The 16,877-nt window shown below is 66.0% G+C and carries 16 protein-coding genes; 5 read left to right on the top strand and 11 right to left on the bottom strand.

The window, feature by feature from the left end:
* From LRF89_RS10635 to LRF89_RS10605, 7 genes are all read right to left on the bottom strand, one after another.
* On the bottom strand, positions 1 to 1,033 hold a 1,033-nt coding region (locus LRF89_RS10635; RefSeq protein ID WP_238637073.1), incomplete at its 3' end, for a mannose-1-phosphate guanylyltransferase.
* 143 nt (positions 1,034 to 1,176) lie between these two features.
* Positions 1,177 to 2,316, bottom strand: a complete 1,140-nt coding sequence (locus LRF89_RS10630; protein ID WP_255771998.1) for a nucleotidyltransferase domain-containing protein — start codon at positions 2,314 to 2,316, stop codon at positions 1,177 to 1,179.
* Positions 2,276 to 3,211 carry an HprK-related kinase A gene (locus LRF89_RS10625; RefSeq protein WP_238634329.1) on the bottom strand — a complete coding sequence of 312 codons (936 nt, stop codon included), beginning with the start codon at positions 3,209 to 3,211 and terminating at the stop codon, positions 2,276 to 2,278. The genes LRF89_RS10630 and LRF89_RS10625 overlap by 41 nt, the downstream gene beginning before the upstream one ends.
* Positions 3,195 to 3,461: a hypothetical protein gene (locus LRF89_RS10620; RefSeq protein ID WP_238634330.1), complete on the bottom strand. Its 267-nt coding sequence runs from the start codon at positions 3,459 to 3,461 to the stop codon at positions 3,195 to 3,197. Before LRF89_RS10620 ends, LRF89_RS10625 begins: the two co-directional genes overlap by 17 nt.
* Before the next feature lie 56 nt (positions 3,462 to 3,517).
* Positions 3,518 to 4,216: a hypothetical protein gene (locus tag LRF89_RS10615; protein ID WP_238634332.1), complete on the bottom strand. Its 699-nt coding sequence runs from the start codon at positions 4,214 to 4,216 to the stop codon at positions 3,518 to 3,520.
* A gap of 221 nt (positions 4,217 to 4,437) precedes the next feature.
* The gene (locus LRF89_RS10610; RefSeq protein WP_238637072.1) at positions 4,438 to 5,172 is read right to left on the bottom strand and encodes a class I SAM-dependent methyltransferase; all 735 of its coding nucleotides are present in this window, start codon (positions 5,170 to 5,172) and stop codon (positions 4,438 to 4,440) included.
* Positions 5,159 to 7,084 carry a hypothetical protein gene (locus LRF89_RS10605; protein ID WP_238637071.1) on the bottom strand — a complete coding sequence of 642 codons (1,926 nt, stop codon included), beginning with the start codon at positions 7,082 to 7,084 and terminating at the stop codon, positions 5,159 to 5,161. Before LRF89_RS10605 ends, LRF89_RS10610 begins: the two co-directional genes overlap by 14 nt.
* Positions 7,085 to 7,181: 97 nt before the next feature.
* On the opposite strand from LRF89_RS10605, the gene LRF89_RS10600 reads away from it, so the two are divergent.
* The 3 genes from LRF89_RS10600 to LRF89_RS10590 are packed head-to-tail and all read left to right on the top strand — an operon-like array spanning position 7,182 to position 10,549.
* A complete protein-coding gene (locus tag LRF89_RS10600; protein WP_238637070.1) occupies positions 7,182 to 8,789 on the top strand; it encodes an acyl-CoA ligase (AMP-forming), exosortase A system-associated in 1,608 nt (535 codons plus the stop codon).
* Positions 8,776 to 10,047 (top strand): pyridoxal-dependent decarboxylase, exosortase A system-associated, encoded by a 1,272-nt coding sequence (locus LRF89_RS10595; protein ID WP_238634339.1) that lies wholly within the window; start codon positions 8,776 to 8,778, stop codon positions 10,045 to 10,047. Before LRF89_RS10600 ends, LRF89_RS10595 begins: the two co-directional genes overlap by 14 nt.
* Positions 10,031 to 10,549 carry a hypothetical protein gene (locus LRF89_RS10590; RefSeq protein WP_238634341.1) on the top strand — a complete coding sequence of 173 codons (519 nt, stop codon included), beginning with the start codon at positions 10,031 to 10,033 and terminating at the stop codon, positions 10,547 to 10,549. The genes LRF89_RS10595 and LRF89_RS10590 overlap by 17 nt, the downstream gene beginning before the upstream one ends.
* 46 nt (positions 10,550 to 10,595) lie before the next feature.
* Here LRF89_RS10590 and LRF89_RS10585 read toward each other — a convergent pair whose 3' ends face one another.
* Entirely contained in the window at positions 10,596 to 11,909 is a 1,314-nt protein-coding gene (locus LRF89_RS10585) for a VanZ family protein (RefSeq protein WP_238637069.1), read from the bottom strand.
* Positions 11,910 to 12,167: 258 nt separating this feature from the next.
* On the opposite strand from LRF89_RS10585, the gene LRF89_RS10580 reads away from it, so the two are divergent.
* A complete protein-coding gene (locus LRF89_RS10580; RefSeq protein ID WP_238637068.1) occupies positions 12,168 to 12,764 on the top strand; it encodes a GNAT family N-acetyltransferase in 597 nt (198 codons plus the stop codon).
* A gap of 47 nt (positions 12,765 to 12,811) precedes the next feature.
* Positions 12,812 to 14,116 carry a hypothetical protein gene (locus LRF89_RS10575; RefSeq protein WP_238637067.1) on the top strand — a complete coding sequence of 435 codons (1,305 nt, stop codon included), beginning with the start codon at positions 12,812 to 12,814 and terminating at the stop codon, positions 14,114 to 14,116.
* A gap of 13 nt (positions 14,117 to 14,129) precedes the next feature.
* Here LRF89_RS10575 and LRF89_RS10570 read toward each other — a convergent pair whose 3' ends face one another.
* The 3 genes from LRF89_RS10570 to LRF89_RS10560 are packed head-to-tail and all read right to left on the bottom strand — an operon-like array spanning position 14,130 to position 16,875.
* Complete coding sequence (locus LRF89_RS10570) at positions 14,130 to 15,128, bottom strand: polysaccharide deacetylase family protein (RefSeq protein ID WP_238637066.1); 999 nt, start codon at positions 15,126 to 15,128, stop codon at positions 14,130 to 14,132.
* An 8-nt stretch (positions 15,129 to 15,136) separates the two neighbouring features.
* Positions 15,137 to 16,000, bottom strand: a complete 864-nt coding sequence (locus LRF89_RS10565; RefSeq protein WP_238637065.1) for an ATP-grasp fold amidoligase family protein — start codon at positions 15,998 to 16,000, stop codon at positions 15,137 to 15,139.
* Positions 15,997 to 16,875, bottom strand: a complete 879-nt coding sequence (locus LRF89_RS10560; RefSeq protein ID WP_238637064.1) for a GNAT family N-acetyltransferase — start codon at positions 16,873 to 16,875, stop codon at positions 15,997 to 15,999. The genes LRF89_RS10565 and LRF89_RS10560 overlap by 4 nt, the downstream gene beginning before the upstream one ends.
* Between the last annotated feature and the right edge of the window lie 2 nt (positions 16,876 to 16,877).

The following is a 16,877-nucleotide window of genomic DNA, read 5'->3' as shown; positions in this document are numbered from 1 at the left end:
CCAGGGTCGTATAGCTGCCCCACGGTCGCGCCACGGTGACATGGTAGTCAGCCAACTCGGGCCGTTCGGCAGCGACCTGGGCCACCAGCGGCTTGAGGTCGGCGAGTCGCTCGCGGGGACAGACCAGCGTCGCGTCCCGGGTCTGCACCAGCGCCAGGTTCTCCACCCCGTAGGCGGCGAGCAGACCGCCGTCGGCACTCCAGAGGAGACTGTCACGGCTTTCGACCGGCAGCACCGGCCCGTGACAGACATTGCCACGTTCGTCCTTGGCCCGCTCCTGGTAGAGAGCCTCCCAGCTGCCCAGGTCGCTCCACCCCAGGTCCACGGGCACCACGGCAACCGTCTCCGCCTGCTCGACCAGCCCATGGTCAATGGAGGTCTCGGGCAACTGGCCATAAGCGGTTGTATCGGGCAGAGCATCGCCCTCCGCCCAGCCCTGGACCGCTTCGGCGATCACTGGTTGGTGTGCCCGCAGCAGATCCAGGAAACGATCGGCCCGGAAGACAAACATGCCGCTGTTCCAGTAGTAGCCGCCCCGATCCAGGAAACCCTGCGCAGTCTCAACGCCGGGTTTTTCGACGAAGCTCTGGACCCTTTCGACACCAGCGCCCAACGCCTCGCCGGCCTGAATGTAACCGAACCCTGTTGCCGGCGCCGTAGGGCGAACACCAAAGAGCACCAGATGGCCGGCATCCGCCGCCTGCTCCGCCAGTTCCCAGGCCGCCCGTAGCGCCTCCGGCTGGCCGATGCGGTGGTCCGAGGGGAAAACCCCGACTAGGGCATCCGGCGTCTGCCGGGCGATGCCAGCCACCGCCCAGGCGATGGCCGGGAGAGTGTTGCGGGCCGCCGGCTCGGCCAGCACCCGCTCGGCCAGCGGTGCGGCCACCTCATGCAGCTGCCCTTTGACCTCGAAGCGGTGATCGGCATGGGTCACCGTAGTCACCCGCTCCGCTGCCACGGCAGGCAGAAGCCGCCCAGCGGTCTCCTGGAGCAGGGTCGCCTCCCCGGTAAGGGCCAACAGCTGTTTGGGCATGTTCCGCCGGGAGAGCGGCCACAGGCGCGTCCCAGACCCACCGGCGAGGATCACCGCATGACGCCGATCCGCCCGCGATACCTCCCCCGACTCTCCCCCGTCCCTGCCGCTTGCGCCGCTCACGCCATCCGCCATCGCTGACCTCATCCATGCTGTTGTGGGTTGGCCGCCGCAGGGTGATTTTCCGAATCATCGCCCCGCGGGGCCAGAAAGGCCTTGTAAAACAGATGCCGTGCCAGGAGAAGCGGCGGCATCTTGAGCCAGTGGCCGCGGAGGAAAACAAACGCCCGCGCCAATAAATCGATCCAAGGGGTCGCAGAGACCCGACCGTTCAAAGCATGATGGAACATCCGGCGACTGAGCCAGCGTGCCGGTGGGCTCGCCACATGGTCGCGAAGCCGTCGCTCCACGCTCTCCGGAATCGCGGTCCCGAAGCGGCTCTGACAGCAGCGGATCGCCGGCTCCACCAGCCAGGCCACTCGGAGCGCCTCTGCCTCATCCAGCAACTCCTCCCAGAACACCGGCCCGTGCTGCGCCCGAAAATGCTCGATCAGGGCGTGGATGTCGTAAAGGTCCCTCAGCCCCCGGTCCCAATCGGTCTCCGAGAAAAGGTGGACGATGGCGTGCAAAACCAGGTGCCGGGGGGCCGGCAGCTGGAGCCGGTCCATGCCCTCGATGGGGCGAGCCGCGGACAGGAGTCGTTCCGGATCCACCGCCACGGCGAAGGTGGCGGGCAGGATGTTGTGGTGCAGGTCAAGCGCGGTACCACGCTTGACGTGCTGCAGCGGCGGCAGCTCATGCATCCATTGCCGGTAGTAGCGCTGGTCATAGGCCGAATGGTGTGTACCAAACCAGCCCTCGTAGAAGAGCACCGCCTCCGCCCGCTCGACCTCGTCACGGCCGAAAAGCAGATCGATGTCCGCCGCGATGCGGCCGGCAGCGTTCGGCAACCCCGCCAGGACGTAAGCACCGCCCTTGAGCACCAGAGGCGGCGTGAGGTTACGGATCAGCCCGCCGTCGAGTTGCTCAAGCTCCCAGCGCAGGGCGGCGGCGTTGGTCTCGGCGGTCAGCGCCGCCCCCCATAGGTGGCCAGCCGCCCACTCCGGCAGACGCTCGGCCACGCCCGCCTCTACGGCGCGATGCCAGAGGGCCCCGAGCAGCAGATTCTCTCGGCCCACGGCCAGCATCTCGGTCCACTCCCGTCCCGAGCGCTCCAACAACGACACCGGCCGCGCCAGGCCGTCACACAGAGCTTGGGTGGGATCCGGCTGCCAGGTCTTCAAAGATGGGGATCGCCTCTTCCAGTCGGCTGTAGCGGAAATCGTAGCCTTGCGCCTGCTCGACGATGTCCACGGTGCGGTGGAACGCGCGGGCCCCAAGGGCAGCATAGTTAAAGGAGTTCCGCGCCAACCCCATGAAGGTCTCCCCCTCGGGACGCTCGCTCAGCACCGCCGGACCGCGCGGTTGATAACGGGGGAAGACCACCCATGCGGGTGTCGCCGGCTCGTTCGCCCGCTGTACACTATCTCGCGGTGGGCGCATATGAGCTACCGACCCTTTCAAGGTATCGTGGCAGCGCTCACTCAGAACAGCATCCGGAGCGAAGGCCCGAATCACATCGACGGAGGCGTTCTTCAAACTCACCGGCCGACTCAGGCCAAAGACCCGCGCCTCGCCACTCGCGAGATCAACCAGCGTGGCCTCATCGCTGAGCAACCGCCAGCCGCTGCAGGCCAGCGCCGCACAGAGGGTGCTCTTCCCCGACTCCGGTGGCGCCGGCATGATAACGGCCCGGCCATTCTTCTCCAGGCAGGCGGCGTGGAAAAGCAGGAAGTGTTTGACCTGCATTCCCACGCACCAGTTTAACCCCCACTCAAGCATCGGAAACGCCTGATTGCCAGGGAGCGGCTTGAAGATATTCTTCCGATCAGCGTAGAAGAGCGCTTGTGGCCGATAGAAACGCCGAACCCCGAGAGGCCGCCGGACCTCGCACACGAAGTCGGCGCCGTCCTCAGGCTCAACCACCCGGTGATAAGCGTAAAGGTTCCAAAGACCTTCGGCGACGCTACTCAGTCGACTTTTGAGGAGGGCGCGCAAAGGGCCGGTTTCAATGACCAGGCGCCCGGCGGCGAGGCGCTCCGCAAGGTGGGCGTAACCCAGCTCAGCTACCGACGTCATCCCGGGTCTCGTGAATCAGCCCAGCCTCCAGAAGCGAGTCCAGAGCCAGCGACAGCCGCTCGGCCACCCACGCCTCCTGCTCATCCTCAAGCACCCCAGACAGCTGCGACCAGCAGAGCGGCCCCCCGCGCCCCAGGTACCGAAGGATGCGAACCGCATCGCGGGAGACGACGTAGGTATTGCCCATCCCGACACAGTAGACGAGCCCGTAGGCGCCGACGACTCGGATCTCGAAATCCTTTTCCCGCACTGCCCCGTAATACGATCTCAAAATCGTACGATACCCGGTGCGCCCCATTGGGCCCACTAAAAGTTCACTAGGCCGGAGTCTTTGTTGAATCCCTGTTTTCCGCTTTGCGTGTTCTTGAGAAAGGCAATCACCCCATCGATGGTCAGTTCATCGCCTGTGCTCGGGATCTGGTAATAGTCGCCATCCAGCACGGCTTTCACCATATCGATGATTTCTTCTCTCGTGGGCCTGTCCGAGGTGTACTTGTTATCGATCCTGCTCATATACGCAGCTGAACCGAATCGGATCACCTTACGCTCTTTATCGGTGACCTCGACAAAGTTCCTCTCGACGATGTCTTTACCCCGCCCGGAAGTGGCGTAATTCAGATCAAGACTTTCGCCTTCTGAGTTGGTGAACTCCGAATCGGCAAAACCGAAGGCCCGATTGAAATCAACGCTTTTAGCAGCGCCGGCGCCTCCTCCCTGCCCCTGAGGCGAATGGTTTCCCCAATGGCCTGGGCTCTCTCCGCCGCAATCTTCGGCTTCTCCGTGCTGGGACGTATTCCCCGACACCCAACCTGATGGATGGCAGTTCCCCGGCGTACCGCTACTCGCCCGAAGCGGATTCGAGTACAGGGTCATCAGCACAGGCACACTGCCCAGCGCCGCTTGTCCGAAGCGCCGGCGCGACATGCCCCGGCTTGGGGCTGCGTGGTCCGGCCCGTTGGCGTCGTGGTGCGGTCCTGGGGCTTGGTTGCGCTCGTGCTCCGTCATCGCGGGCTCCCTCAGAGGTCGCGCTGCTTGGGTTGTTCGGCTTCCTGTCCACCGATTCCACTCTACTGGCAAGATTCGTACCGATGAGCGGCGGGACGACTCAGCCCTCTGTTCCGTCAGGGTGTTGACGCGTCCTTCGAGGTCGCTTCCCTCTCCCCGAACCGCCCGATGTAAAACCTCCTGACGGTATCGGTCCCACAACCGGGGCCGCCCCACCAGCCTCAACCGACTCGGGCCCGGATGAGGAAGGAGTGGCAGAGACGCCGTTCCAGTGCCGGCACGATCCGCAGTGCACCGCGCACCACGCTCTGCTCCACCCAAGGCTGCAGTCGGGCTATCCGCCCGGGCAATAACAGCAACCAGGCAACCTCCCGGACCTCCACGCCCATCGTCTCGAAGTCCTCAACGACGGCAGTATAGTCGTCATAGCGCAGGTGCGGGGAACGGCCGGCCCGCCTGCGGCGCCACTCGGCGAGGACCGTGGGCAAACACCCGGCGTTGAGGGCGTCCACCCAGATTTCGCCGCCGGGGCGCACCACCCGGGCCATCTCCGCCAGCGCGGGGCGCGGCCCCGGCAGCGCCTGGAGGACCCCGAGGCACAGCACGCCGTCGAAGAGATCATCGCCAAAAGGCAGCCGCTGGGCATCTCCGGCCACCCAGGGAATCTCCGACTCGCTGCGCTGCTGCGCCTTGTGCAGGGAAGGTGGCGAGTAATCCAGGCCGACCACCTCACGCCCGCCTGCCCGCAGATAGCGCGTGTAGGTGCCGGCACCGCAGCCTAGGTCCAGCCACCGGCCCGCCGGGGCATCCACCTGCTCCCAGATTTGGCGAAACTGGCGGAAGCGGGCATCCAGCCCGGTGGGCGTCCACCCCGCGATCCCGGCATCATCCTCCAAGGTGGCGCCGCGCTGCATGAACCGCCGCTGCCAGCACCGCGCAAAATCAGGATCGGTCACCGCGCCTCCCTGTCTCGTGATCCGGCTCGTCGAGCCGCCCGCTGCCTGGACCGGCATGACCCGCTGCCACTCCCAGCAAGAGCACCAGGTAGAAAAGCAGCGCGATATGGGGATTGAAGAAGATGGTCGCGAACATCGCCACTGCCAGCGCCCCGGTGATCCCCGCGCCAGCCGCCAGCGCCGCCAGCGTCGGCGGGCGGGCGTACGGTACGAGGGCCCACAGTCCGGTGGCGACGAGCACCACCCACAGCACCGCCCCCGCGACCCCCTGGTCGAAGTAGAGCTCCAGCAGCTGGTTCTCGGTGCGCCAGGCGTCGTAGTTGCTCGTGGTATAGAACCAGTGTCGCCCTGCCGCCGCAAACGTCCCGTTTTTGAGCAGCTGAGGGCCGTCGCCCCGGTGAATGCGGATCTCGTCCATGAGCAGTGGCCCCGGCAAGCCATCCTCGCGACTTAGCGAGAAGACCAGCGAGCGCTCTAGCCCAGGCATCCCGCGCCCGGCGGGCGGTTCCAACCGGAGTGCTGTCTCACGCCACTGCGCGCCGCCCCCGTCGCCGAGGCCATCAAACTGGATCCACCCCTCCACGCACTCGACCGGGTAGACCAGGGACTCCTCACAGAGGGCCGCACGCAGCCGGGCGCCCGGCGGCCCCTGCACCCGGAGCACAACCTCCACCCACTCCGGTCGATCGGCGGCGGGCAGCCGCTGGGCAAGGCGCCCGGTCGGATCCTTGCCCATCCAGAGCATCGCGGTCTCGCCCTGCCCCAAGAAACCGTACTGTCCAACGGGATCGTCTACCTGCGCTGCGGTGCGGTAGGCCGCCGGGAAGGTCCCCACGCCGTGCCCCACCCAGGGCGTCCGGGCCATTTCGCTCGAGAACTCCAGGATCGTCTGCCAGCGATCCCAGCGTCCCTCCGCATCGCGGCTTGTACTGGACCAGCGGTCGCTGGCGAAGCCGTCGAGCATCGCCAGGGCGATCCCGATCGCCACCGGGATCGGGATCCACGCCAGCAGGATGCTGGACCGGCGACTCCGCCCCCCGGCACGGGTCAACAAGGGCCCACCGAAAAGCGCCAGGACCAGCAAAGCCACGGCAGCCGCCAGCCACGCCGAGCGCGTAAACGTCACCACGGTGGCGTAGCTGACCAGCAGGCTGACCGTCAGCGTCCAGAGCAGCGCCCAGCGGCGCCGGGTCCAGGCCCAGACCAGCGCGAAGGGGATCGTCAGGGCGAGGAATGCCGCCAGGCTGGGCCCACCGACGTGCATGTCGGTGAACCAGCCGGCCACCCGGAAGCCGCTCTCGGTGTCCCAGAGTCCGGGGTAGACCGCCCGCTCGCGAACCACTGCGGCCACCGCAGCGAGACACCCCAGCGCCATCCCCGGCACCAGCCCGCACAGGAACTGCTCGCGGGGCGGATCCGGGGCGTAGCGCACCAGCAACAAGGCGCCGAACGCCAGCACTACGCCGGAAGCGGTGCGGCCGGTGTTCCAGGGCGCGGCGTAGTCCACCCAGGGCCCCGGTGCCTGGGTCAGCCACCACCAGACGGCCACCCCAACGCCGAGCGCCGTTGAGGCGAACAGTCCGTAAAACGAGAAGCGCAGCGGCGCTGGCAGCAGGGCGGGCAACCCCGGCGAACGATCCGAATGCTGAAGCGCCGGCCAGCGCACGAGTGCCACCGCGAAGGTCATCATGAGAAGCAGCTCCACCTCCCCGAAGTGAAGCCACCCGGTCCACGGCATCCCGTCGAGCAGGGCCACCGCAGACGGCAAGACCCAGAGCCAGGCCAGGGGGTAGCGAGTCAGGACAACCGCGTAGGCGACCAACCCCACCGCCAGCCAGGCCCCGCCCTGGGGCCAATGGAGCGCCAGCGTGAGGGTCAGCAGGGCGAGCAGCAGACCACCCACCTGGGGCATCCATGCCCCCCATCCCACCGTTGACCTCCAGCAAAACCTGCCGGGACCTGTACACTCGTTGGTACGTCGCACGCTCACGGATGCACCTGTCAGGGATATGGCGGAACGACTCCACGACCTGCTCCTCGCCCCGGCCCACGAGCAAGCCGGCCGGATCGCGTTGCGCCAGGCGGGCAACCCGGCGGCGCTCCTTCGCTACGAGCAACTCGCCGAGGAGGTCGAGCGCACCGCCGCCGCGCTGCTTGATCAAGGCCTTGAACCGGACGATCGGGTGGCAGTCTACTTGGAAAAGCGGCCGGAAGCGGTGGTCAGCCTCTTCGCGGCGGCGGCTGCCGGCGGCATCGCAGTACCCATCAACCCGGTCCTCAAACCCGCGCAGGTCGGCCATATCCTGCGCGATGCTGGCGCGCGCTTTCTGATCACCTCCGCGGCTCGCTGCCAGCCCCTCCAGGCCGAATTGCCACACTGCCCGACCCTTGGGCACGTCTGGTGGGTGGAGGATACACCGGCGCCGGACGCCCTGCCTCGAGGCATTGCGGGCCATCGCTGGGATCAGCGGCCGCGGCGCGCCCCCGAACCACGTCCCCGGCGTATCGAGCACGATGCGGCGATGCTGCTCTACACCTCCGGCAGTACCGGTCTACCCAAGGGCGTGGCCCTCTCGCACCGCAACCTAACCGCCGGGGCCGCGAGTGTCGTCGCCTACCTGGAGAACGACGCCGAAGATCGCATCCTGGCGGCCCTGCCGCTGAGCTTCGACTACGGCTTCAGCCAGCTGACCACCGCTTTCATGGTAGGCGCTGAAGTCGTTCTTCACGACTACCTTTTGCCGCGGGAAGTCCCCCAAAAGGTAGCGGAGCACGGCATCACCGGGCTCGCAGGCGTCCCACCCATGTGGTTCGACCTGGCCGCACTGCCTTGGCCGGCGGCCGCGCACACCCACTTGCGCTATGTCACCAACTCCGGTGGGGCCCTGCCTCGCCCGACGCTGGAGGCACTGCGCCGCCAGCTCCCGGAGGCGAAGCTCTACCTGATGTATGGACTGACCGAGGCATTCCGCTCCACCTACCTGCCCCCCGAGGAGCTCGACGCCCGCCCGGATTCCATCGGCCGAGCCATTCCCAATGCCGAGGTCCAGGTGGTTCGGCCCGACGGCAGTGCTTGCGCCCCGTACGAGCACGGTGAGCTCATCCACCGTGGCCCGCAGGTGGCACTGGGGTATTGGAACGCCCCCGAGGCCACCGCAGAGCGCTTCCGGCCCGCTCCCAACCGGCCGGCTGCGCTACCGTCCACGGAATACGCTGTCTGGTCCGGCGACACGGTCTACGCCGATGAGCAGGGCTTCCTCTACTTCGTCGGACGTACCGACGAGCTGATCAAGACCTCGGGCTACCGGGTCAGCCCCCAGGAGATCGAGGCGGCGGTGCTGGAGATACCAGGGGTGCAGGAGTGCGTTGCCATTGGCCTGCCGGGCCCGCGGCTGGGTCAGCGCATCGCGGTGGTGATCGCCACCGCCGCCGGGACAGGCATCGACGCGGAGACGATCCGCCAGGCCTGCCGATCGCGCCTGCCCTCCTTCATGGTCCCGGAAACCTTCCGGATCCAGGGGCACGGCCTCCCGCGAACCGCCAACGGCAAGATCGACCGTACCGCCCTGCGCCACCATCTACTCGATACCGAGGCCCGCGACCATGCAGCGCCTTGAAGAACTGCCCTGCATGCGGACCTTCACGGTGCGCGACGGTTGCCTGAGCCTGAGCGGCAGACCGGTCCCTGAGCTGGTAGCCGAGGCCGGCGGGACACCGGTGTATCTGTACGACGAAGCCATGCTGCAGACGCGGCTGGCCGAACTCCGGGGCGCCCTCCCCGGCGATGTGGCCGTGCATTACGCCGTCAAGGCGAACCCCATGCCGGCGTTGCTCCAGTGCCTTGCCGACCGCGTGGATGGATTCGATATCGCCTCTGCCGGCGAGTTGGAGCGGCTGCTTGCCATCGGTGTTGCCCCGGACCGGATCAGCTTTGCCGGCCCGGGCAAGCGCGATGACGAGCTTGCCGCCGCCATTGCGGCCGGGATCACGCTGCACATCGAGTCCGCCGGCGAACTGGAGCGGGTGGCGGAGCTGGCGACCCGTTCCGAAGCGAGACCCCGGGTCGCCCTGCGCATCAACCCAAACTTTGAACTCAAACGCTCTGGCATGAGGATGGCCGGCGGCCCGCAGCCCTTTGGGATCGACGCCGAGTGCGCACCGCAGCTCCTGCAACGCATGGATGCGCTGCCGGTCGCCTTCCAGGGCTTCCACCTCTTCGCCGGCTCACAGAATCTGCGCACCGATCTGCTGATCGAGGCACTGGATCCGATGTTCCGGCTCCTCGGCGACCTGGCCGCGCAGGCGCCCGAACCGGTCCGGCAAGTCACCCTGGGGGCCGGACTCGGCATCCCCTACTTCCCCGGCGATCAGCCGGTGGACCTGCCCGCCTACGCCCGGGCGCTGGATATCTGCCTGGCCCAGCGCGCGGAGAGCCTTCGGGGAGCCCGGATCGCCCTGGAGCTGGGCCGTTACCTGGTGGGTGAGGCCGGCGTCTATATCACCCGGGTGATCGACCGCAAGATCTCGCGCGGACAGGTCTATCTGGTTACCGACGGGGGCATGCACCACCACCTGGCAGCCTCCGGCAACCTCGGCCAGGTCGTGCGACGCAACTTCCCAGTGGCGGTGGCCAACCGGATGGACGCACCAGCCCAAGAGACCGCTACCGTAGTTGGCCCACTGTGCACCCCCCTGGACCGCCTCGCCGAGCAGGTGGAACTCCCCACCGCCGAACCGGGGGATCTGATCGCCGTCTTCCAGTCGGGGGCCTACGGGCTGACGGCCAGTCCGGTGCACTTCCTCAGCCATCCCTTGCCGAGGGAGAGACTGATTCCGTTGAACAAGGAGGGTTCAGGCCATGGCCACACCCGTTGACACCTTCCAGCGCTATTTCCGGTACAGGCTGCGCCGCGGACGGGGTCACGATGTGGTCTCCGTCGTCTACACAGGGGACTCGGCGCAGAGCCCATCGCAGGAACCACAGACTTCGGCCTCGGTTGAACTGGTACCGCAACAACGCACAGCCCTGGTCCGGGATATCCGCATCACCCCAGAGTTCCAGCTGCGCGAGGATGAGGGCGAAAACACACACGGCGACCTGAAGCGGTTACGCCACATCTACAGCCGAACCTTTCCACTACCCTACGCGGCGGCGATGGCCGGGGCCCTGGCCCACGCCAGCAACCGCGACTACCAAAAGCTAAGGGCTTATCTCTCAAGGGATGAGATCCGCATCCTGCCGCGCCTTTTCGCTTTGGAACACTGCGGCGATCGTGAGTATCAGGGACAGACGCGCCAGCTTCTGAACACCGCGGCGGAGCGCATGCCGGTGTTCTACGAGTTCGTCTGTATTGCCCACCGACAGCTGAAGGAGTGATGACGCCCCTCGCCGAGCGACCTCCAAGCCATCCCGCTCCTCTGTATTAGCGCGGGGCCGGCGCGCCCCTGCGCGTGAGAGCGAAGGCGAACCAATCGAGCAGGATCACGGCCCCCGCCGCAGCAAGGCCGGCGAGCACTAACGAACTGGAGTCGGGGCGCCCCCCCTCCGTAAACAGCTTGCCGAACTCCACCAACGCGGCGAGACTCACCGCGACCCCGGCCGCCCAGGCTGCAATCTGGTGACGCGTCGCCCGAACCCGCAAGGCCAGGAGCCAGGCGAACACCCCCAATGGTGCATAGAGCAGCAGATGGAGGAGCACGCTGCGTAAGGCCGCAACTTCGGCAACGTTGTAGTGGTAATAGAAAGGGAGCAACCTGGTTCCCTGAAGGGTCTCCAAGGCTTGGTCCACATCCCAGTGGTAGGGGCGGAACTCGTGGCTTCCCACTACAAGAAGAAGGACATAGGGCAGTCCGGCACCCGCCACGATCAATGGCCCCCATTGCCGCAACACGGCCAAAAGGCGGCTGGCGTCGGTCAACATGCTCCGCCCGACGAAGATCCCCAGGGTGATGCCGAAGGCGCGCATCAGTGCCGAACGCCCCTCAACGACCCCGGAGGCCACGAAAAGATTGAGTAGCTCCAGACCCATGGCCACCGCGAGCGCTAACGCCATGCCGGCCTGCCAAGGCTCCTGTCGAGTGCGCGGGATCAGCACGGCCAGCAACAGGCCCAGCGGGATGCTGGCCACCAGCTCGGCACCCCGAAACCCTATACAGGAAGGATCCGCGAGGCAGCCCGCACTCTGCGCCCATAGGCTAAAATCGCTGGATACCAGGCGCTCGGCAAGCGCCCAAGGACTGACCACCAGATCAAAGGGCAGCAGTATCAGTCCAACGTAAGCGACAACGTATGCAGAAAGGACGACCACCAACGCCGCGGGTCCGCCGTGACGTACCTGCTCAAGCCAGCGACCGAGCCAGGTTCGCAGGGCGAACCAACTGACCACCCCGATGACGCCACCGAGGAAATTTCCACTCATATCGGCAATGGCGGGGTAACGAACAGGCAGCCAGATCTGCAGGAACTCGATGGTCATGGTGGTCACCAACGCAACCAAAACCGCGAGCAGACCCATGAAAACCTGCCCCACCCGGTTCCGGACAGCGTGCGTAAGCCAAGCCGCCCAGAAGAACCCCAACGGGATATAGAGCAGAACATTGGCCACCCATTGGCCCTGATTACCTCCGGTGATCCCCCGGAAACCGATGCCGGTGTAGATCTCCCAGGCCCGTTCCAGACTGGTGTCACCGAACTCAAACGGCAGCAAAGTGGCGTAGGCCACCACCGCCAGGCTCAACCAGGCGCCCAATAGACAAGCACGATGGCTTAGTGGGTCGCGACACCGCGGGTCAGCCACGTGACAACCTTCTCGCCGAGGAGTCGGAGCGATGGCATGATAGAGCAGAGACTGACAAAAGCAACCCAGACACCTGCCAAATGGAGAACCACGATAACCGGCTGCTCACGGACGGATCAGTCCTTGGTGAAAAAAATGGGTCCGCTGAACGCTGCGCTGATCCTTCTTAACGGTCTCCTACGAAGGGTTTCTCCGCGCATGGAGGCGCATCGGTACTACCTGCTGGCACAGCCGGTAGGCCGGAATCAGCTCCTGCCGGCCAACTTTAGCCATACCATCCGTGTCGAGCGAACCCCTGCCGACGCCACGATCCTGACCCATTGTGGGCGCTCGGCGGAAGCGGTGCGCGCGCGCGCCCAGGCCGGTGCAGTCTGTTTCGTCGCTTACCAGAACGACGAGGCTAGCGGTTTCCTCTGGCTGCACCCCGGCCCCCACGAGGAGCACACGCATCCCTGCGTGCTGCAACCGACTCCCCCCGGGCAAGCGTGGCTCGATCTGGATATCGTTATCTTGCCTCATGCGAGGCACTCACTGACCTTCGCAGCCCTTTGGGATGCCGCCAACACCTATCTCCGCGAGCAGAACGCATCCTGGTGCCAAAGCCGCATCTCGGCATTCAACACCCACTCCCTGCGCGCCCACCAGCGGCTGGGGGCCCGGGTCATCGGGAGCCTCACCTTCCTTCAGTTTGGACGCTGGCACGTTGTCTTCGGTGGCGCTGCCCCCGGGATCCACCTGAGCACACCTGATCGAGGCAAGCCCGTTGTACGACTGCGAGCGCCGTGCGACACCTGAACGTACATAATTGGGGCCGGGGCCAGATGGAAGGTGGAGTCCGAACCGTGAGCGACCTGAACCGAACTGCCCGCACATTAGCTCTTTACCCACTCATGCTGCTCGCTCTGACCACGGGTCTACTCGCCCAGATGGTCCATGCGAAGCCCCTCGCCGAGAGGGTGGCCGAACTACGCCCCGGCGACGAGCTCGAGCTCGAGCCGGGCACCTACTCCGGCGGCCTCGATCTGCGCGGCCTGAGAGGAACAGAGCAGCGACCGATCGTGATCCGCGGCCCGGAAAAAGGCGAGGGACAGGAAGCCGCTGTGCTGCTCGGTGAATCAGGGCGAAACACGGTCCGCTTCGAGAATTCGGCCCATATCGTACTTAAAAACCTGGAGCTCGATGGCCGGGGGCGGAACATCTCCGCCGTCGTGGCGGAGGCCACGGGCGACTACGCCCATGACATCACACTCGAAGGCCTTTCCATCCACGGCTATGACGCGATTCGCGGCAACTCCGGCATCACCACCCGCTCCACCGCATGGAACTGGGTCATCCGCAACAACGACATCCGCCGCGTTGGAACGGGAATGTACCTAGGCCAACCCGGGGGCGCGCCCTTTATCGCCGGCGTCATCGAGGGCAACCGGATTGCCGAGACCCTCGGCTATGGCACACAGATCAAGCACCAGGGAGATCGCACCATGGTGCCCGGTATGCCAACAGAACCTCAACGCACCATCATCCGCGGCAACACCTTCGACAAGGCCGAGGGCGGCGAGCGCGGCAGTGGCGCCCGCCCCAACCTCCTGGTGGGACACTTCCCGCCCTCCGGGCCGGGGCAGCACGACCAGTACCTGATCCACGGCAACCTCTTCTTTGAGAATCCGCACGAGCGCCTATTCCAGGGAGAGGGCAACGTCGCCCTCTATAACAACCTCTTCGTCAATCGACACAGGGCTTCCGGGCTGGGAGGGGATGGCGCGATCTTCCTGCGTCATAATGACGTGCCCAAAGACCTCTACGTCCTCAACAACACTTTTGTCACCGAGGGATTCGGGCTGCGGATTGCCGAGCCGGATACGGACTACGAGCAGATCGTACAGGGCAACGCGATCTTCTCCGCAGAACCCTTGAGCCTGGATGGCATCGAGGCCCCCTACAACTTCACGGCCAACTTGGCCGCAGCCCGGGATAAACTGGTCAATGCGGACGGCGACTTAGAACAGCTGGATCTGACACCCCGTGCCGGGGCATTGGAACGAGAGGCAGACCTATCCTGGCCCATTGAACTCCCCGGACTGGACCGGGATTACCATGGCGCCCAACGCTCCCAATCGGTCTGGGGCGCCCTGGAGGCGGGAGAGTAACCCCCGCGGTTCGTCAGGCGGTGACCGTTTTCGGCCGACGGATGCAGAGGTTACGAAACATCCGCGCCACAAAGCCGCGGGCATGTCGATCCCACGGCGTAAACCGAGGGAGTTGCCAAGGATCGGCGCACCGTCGCGCCGCCCCCCACGCCGTCGATACCGCGGCCTGAAAGCCGCAAGCCTTCACGAGCTGCACATCACGCGCGGTGTAATCGTGCCCCGGCCGCCCGTTTGGATAGGCAAACAGCCGCACCGGCTCACCGATCACGTCCTCGAGGACCTCGCGGCTGCCCCCGATCTCCGCGCGAGCGGTGGCGTCATCGACACGGCTTAAGATGGGATGGGTGCGGGTGTGCGCCCCGATCTCAAAACCGCCGGCGGCCAACCGACGAACCCCGCCGGTGGTCATCATCAGATCGCATGGCAGCGACACCCCGCTCTCACGCACCAGCCGAGCGACCCCTTCTTCCCGCTCCGCCCCGTCCAGGTGCTTGACAGTACGGATGATCGCCTCAGCCAGCCGGTGCCGATCCTCGTCGCCAGCGATTCGCCAGACGCCAACCCCCCAGGCACTCAAGTCCGTTTGCCCTTTCGGCAAGGCTCGCACGACCTCGATGATCCGGTCATTGAACATGACCCCCCCATCCAGGTAATCCGCGGCGACGAAGCAGGTGGCCGGAAGGCCTAGGGCGTGGAGAACCGGGAGGGCGCAGTGGAGATTGTCGGCGTAACCGTCGTCAAAGGTGATACAGGCAGCCCGCGGCGGCAACCGACCGCGCCGCAACGCGGCCACGGCCTCGGACAAAGGCAGGACCCGGAACAGCGCCTGGACCCAGGCCATCTGCTCGGCGAACTCGGCCTGGTCGGGCTCCCCAGGCCGCAGCGGATCCCGCTCGGGCAGGACCCGGTGGTAGATCAGGATGCTCAATGCCCCGCTGCCCCCCGGCGCCAGGAGCCGCAAAGGGAGCCGCGCTGCGGCGAGCGCTGCCTGCTCGACCCGAGAAGGTGCCACCGGAACGCTCATGCGAACAGCCGGTCGGAGACCGGCCCCTCCGCCTCCGGCGGAATGAACGGTTCATCGGCACTACCCGGGCAATTGGTCAGCTCGCCGACGAAACAGTGCTGCCCATCCGTGTAGAGATCGACGCGGATGAACTCAAACGGCGCAGCCAAGGCAGCGGCCAGGTCGAGCATCTGCTGCAGGTTCCCGGGGCGCGGCACGGACCGATCGGCCGGCGGATAGAGCATGGAGGCGCACAGGTCTTCCCACTCCGGCGTGTAGAGCGCCCGCGTGTGGCGGACATGCCGATCCAGATCCACCTGGATCAGGCGGGGCTCGCCCCGATAGCAGAAGATCTTGTAATCAGCGATATTGGTATCCTCGAAGAGGATCGGCTCGACGATCACCCGCGGCTGCAGGTAGCGGTGGTTGATCTCACGCATCGTGTCGTAGTGGTTGTGATCGAGCCAATCGACCAAGCGCTCACGATCCACCGGAGTCTCCGTCGTGTGGAAGACCACCTCGCCGGAGAGGTGGGTGGGTTTGATGCAGCAACGCTCGGGCAGCTGCGCCTGCCGCACTGCTTCTGGCGAATCAAGCAACGCCAGAGTCGGCACGTTGTACGACCCCCCAACCTGCGCCCGCACGTAGAGTTTGACCCACGCCTTATCGGTAACCAGCATGCGCAGGGGATCGAGCAGCGTATCGCTGGTTTTGAGTCGGAAGAGGTAATCCGGCAAACGCATCGCCGAAGATGGCCAGCGCCGATGGGTCCGCAAGAATCGGAGGAGCGCCACCACCCGATCCCCGATGCGGTTCCTGGGTGCCAGCCGCAGGACCACTCGTCCGAGTAGGCTACCCCGCTTGTCGACGGCTTCGCTCATGCTCGCTCCTCTGAGCTTTCCAGCAGACGGTCCACAGCGCGCACGACCCCCAACCGCCAGCGCGGCCGCTGAATGCGGACCCGAAGCATCTCCCCCCGGTCGCTTGCCAGGCTCCGCTTGTACTGGCTATCGCCGACCAGCAGATCGTACCGATCCCACCCCTGCCGGGCGGCATGGGCCACCGCAAGGGCATGGCAGACCAGCCCGGGCTTCAACCGCTGGTCGTCGCTGTAGTTCAGACCGCCCTGGTAATTGCAGACCGAACCTCCGCCGCGAAGGTTATACAGATAGCCGACCTCATGCGCCGGGGCGCGCACCCGAAACATCTCCACGACGCCCCTCGGCACCGCCGCACGAACCAAACGCCGGTGGAAATCGAGCACCCGGGGATGGGCAAACGCCCCCTGGAAACCGCGCCGCATCTGCCAATGCCGCTGGTGGAGGCGAACCAGCTGCTCGAACCACTCGATCGCCTGCTCGGCGTCCCGCGCCGCTTCCTGATGCAGGGCCTCAGGCCCGCCGTATAGCCGCATCGCACGCCGGATCTGATAGCGCGTGTTGGCGCTCAGCCCGCTCAAGTAGTCGGCCAGATCGGCGATGCCGGAGAGTTCCACGTAGAAGTATGGTTTGCACTCCTCAACCCGGGGGGTGAGCGGGAGCCCCACCAGGGCCCGACGCAGGGTCTCCCAACGGTCGGCTCGGACCCAGCCAACCAGCAATTCGTCCCAGTCCCGCCGCTGCAGGAGATGCTCGAGCAGAGCGCGGAACGCCGGCACCTGGTCGCCGCCTTCCGCCAACAGGCCGTTGTGCTCAAGGCCGACGCGATCCAGTGCGGCACACCCTGTCTCATTAAGGGCATACCGGCGCAGCGGCACAC

The sequence above is a fragment of the Halorhodospira sp. 9621 genome (assembly GCF_022228055.1).
GTDB lineage: Bacteria > Pseudomonadota > Gammaproteobacteria > Nitrococcales > Halorhodospiraceae > Halorhodospira > Halorhodospira halophila_A.
Note: the sequence above shows the minus strand (reverse complement) of the source record. Positions and strands in the feature narration are given on the sequence as shown.

Bases quoted from the DNA above. Each gene is read 5' to 3' on its own strand.
- LRF89_RS10615 (WP_238634332.1), bottom strand. From the start codon at position 4,216: ATGACGGAGCACGAGCGCAACCAAGCCCCAGGACCGCACCACGACGCC.
- LRF89_RS10590 (WP_238634341.1), top strand. From the start codon at position 10,031: ATGGCCACACCCGTTGACACCTTCCAGCGCTATTTCCGGTACAGGCTG.
- LRF89_RS10600 (WP_238637070.1), top strand. From the start codon at position 7,182: ATGGCGGAACGACTCCACGACCTGCTCCTCGCCCCGGCCCACGAGCAA.
- LRF89_RS10595 (WP_238634339.1), top strand. From the start codon at position 8,776: ATGCAGCGCCTTGAAGAACTGCCCTGCATGCGGACCTTCACGGTGCGC.
- LRF89_RS10605 (WP_238637071.1), bottom strand. From the start codon at position 7,084: ATGCCCCAGGTGGGTGGTCTGCTGCTCGCCCTGCTGACCCTCACGCTG.
- LRF89_RS10580 (WP_238637068.1), top strand. From the start codon at position 12,168: ATGGAGGCGCATCGGTACTACCTGCTGGCACAGCCGGTAGGCCGGAAT.
- LRF89_RS10565 (WP_238637065.1), bottom strand. From the start codon at position 16,000: ATGAGCGAAGCCGTCGACAAGCGGGGTAGCCTACTCGGACGAGTGGTC.
- LRF89_RS10625 (WP_238634329.1), bottom strand. From the start codon at position 3,211: ATGACGTCGGTAGCTGAGCTGGGTTACGCCCACCTTGCGGAGCGCCTC.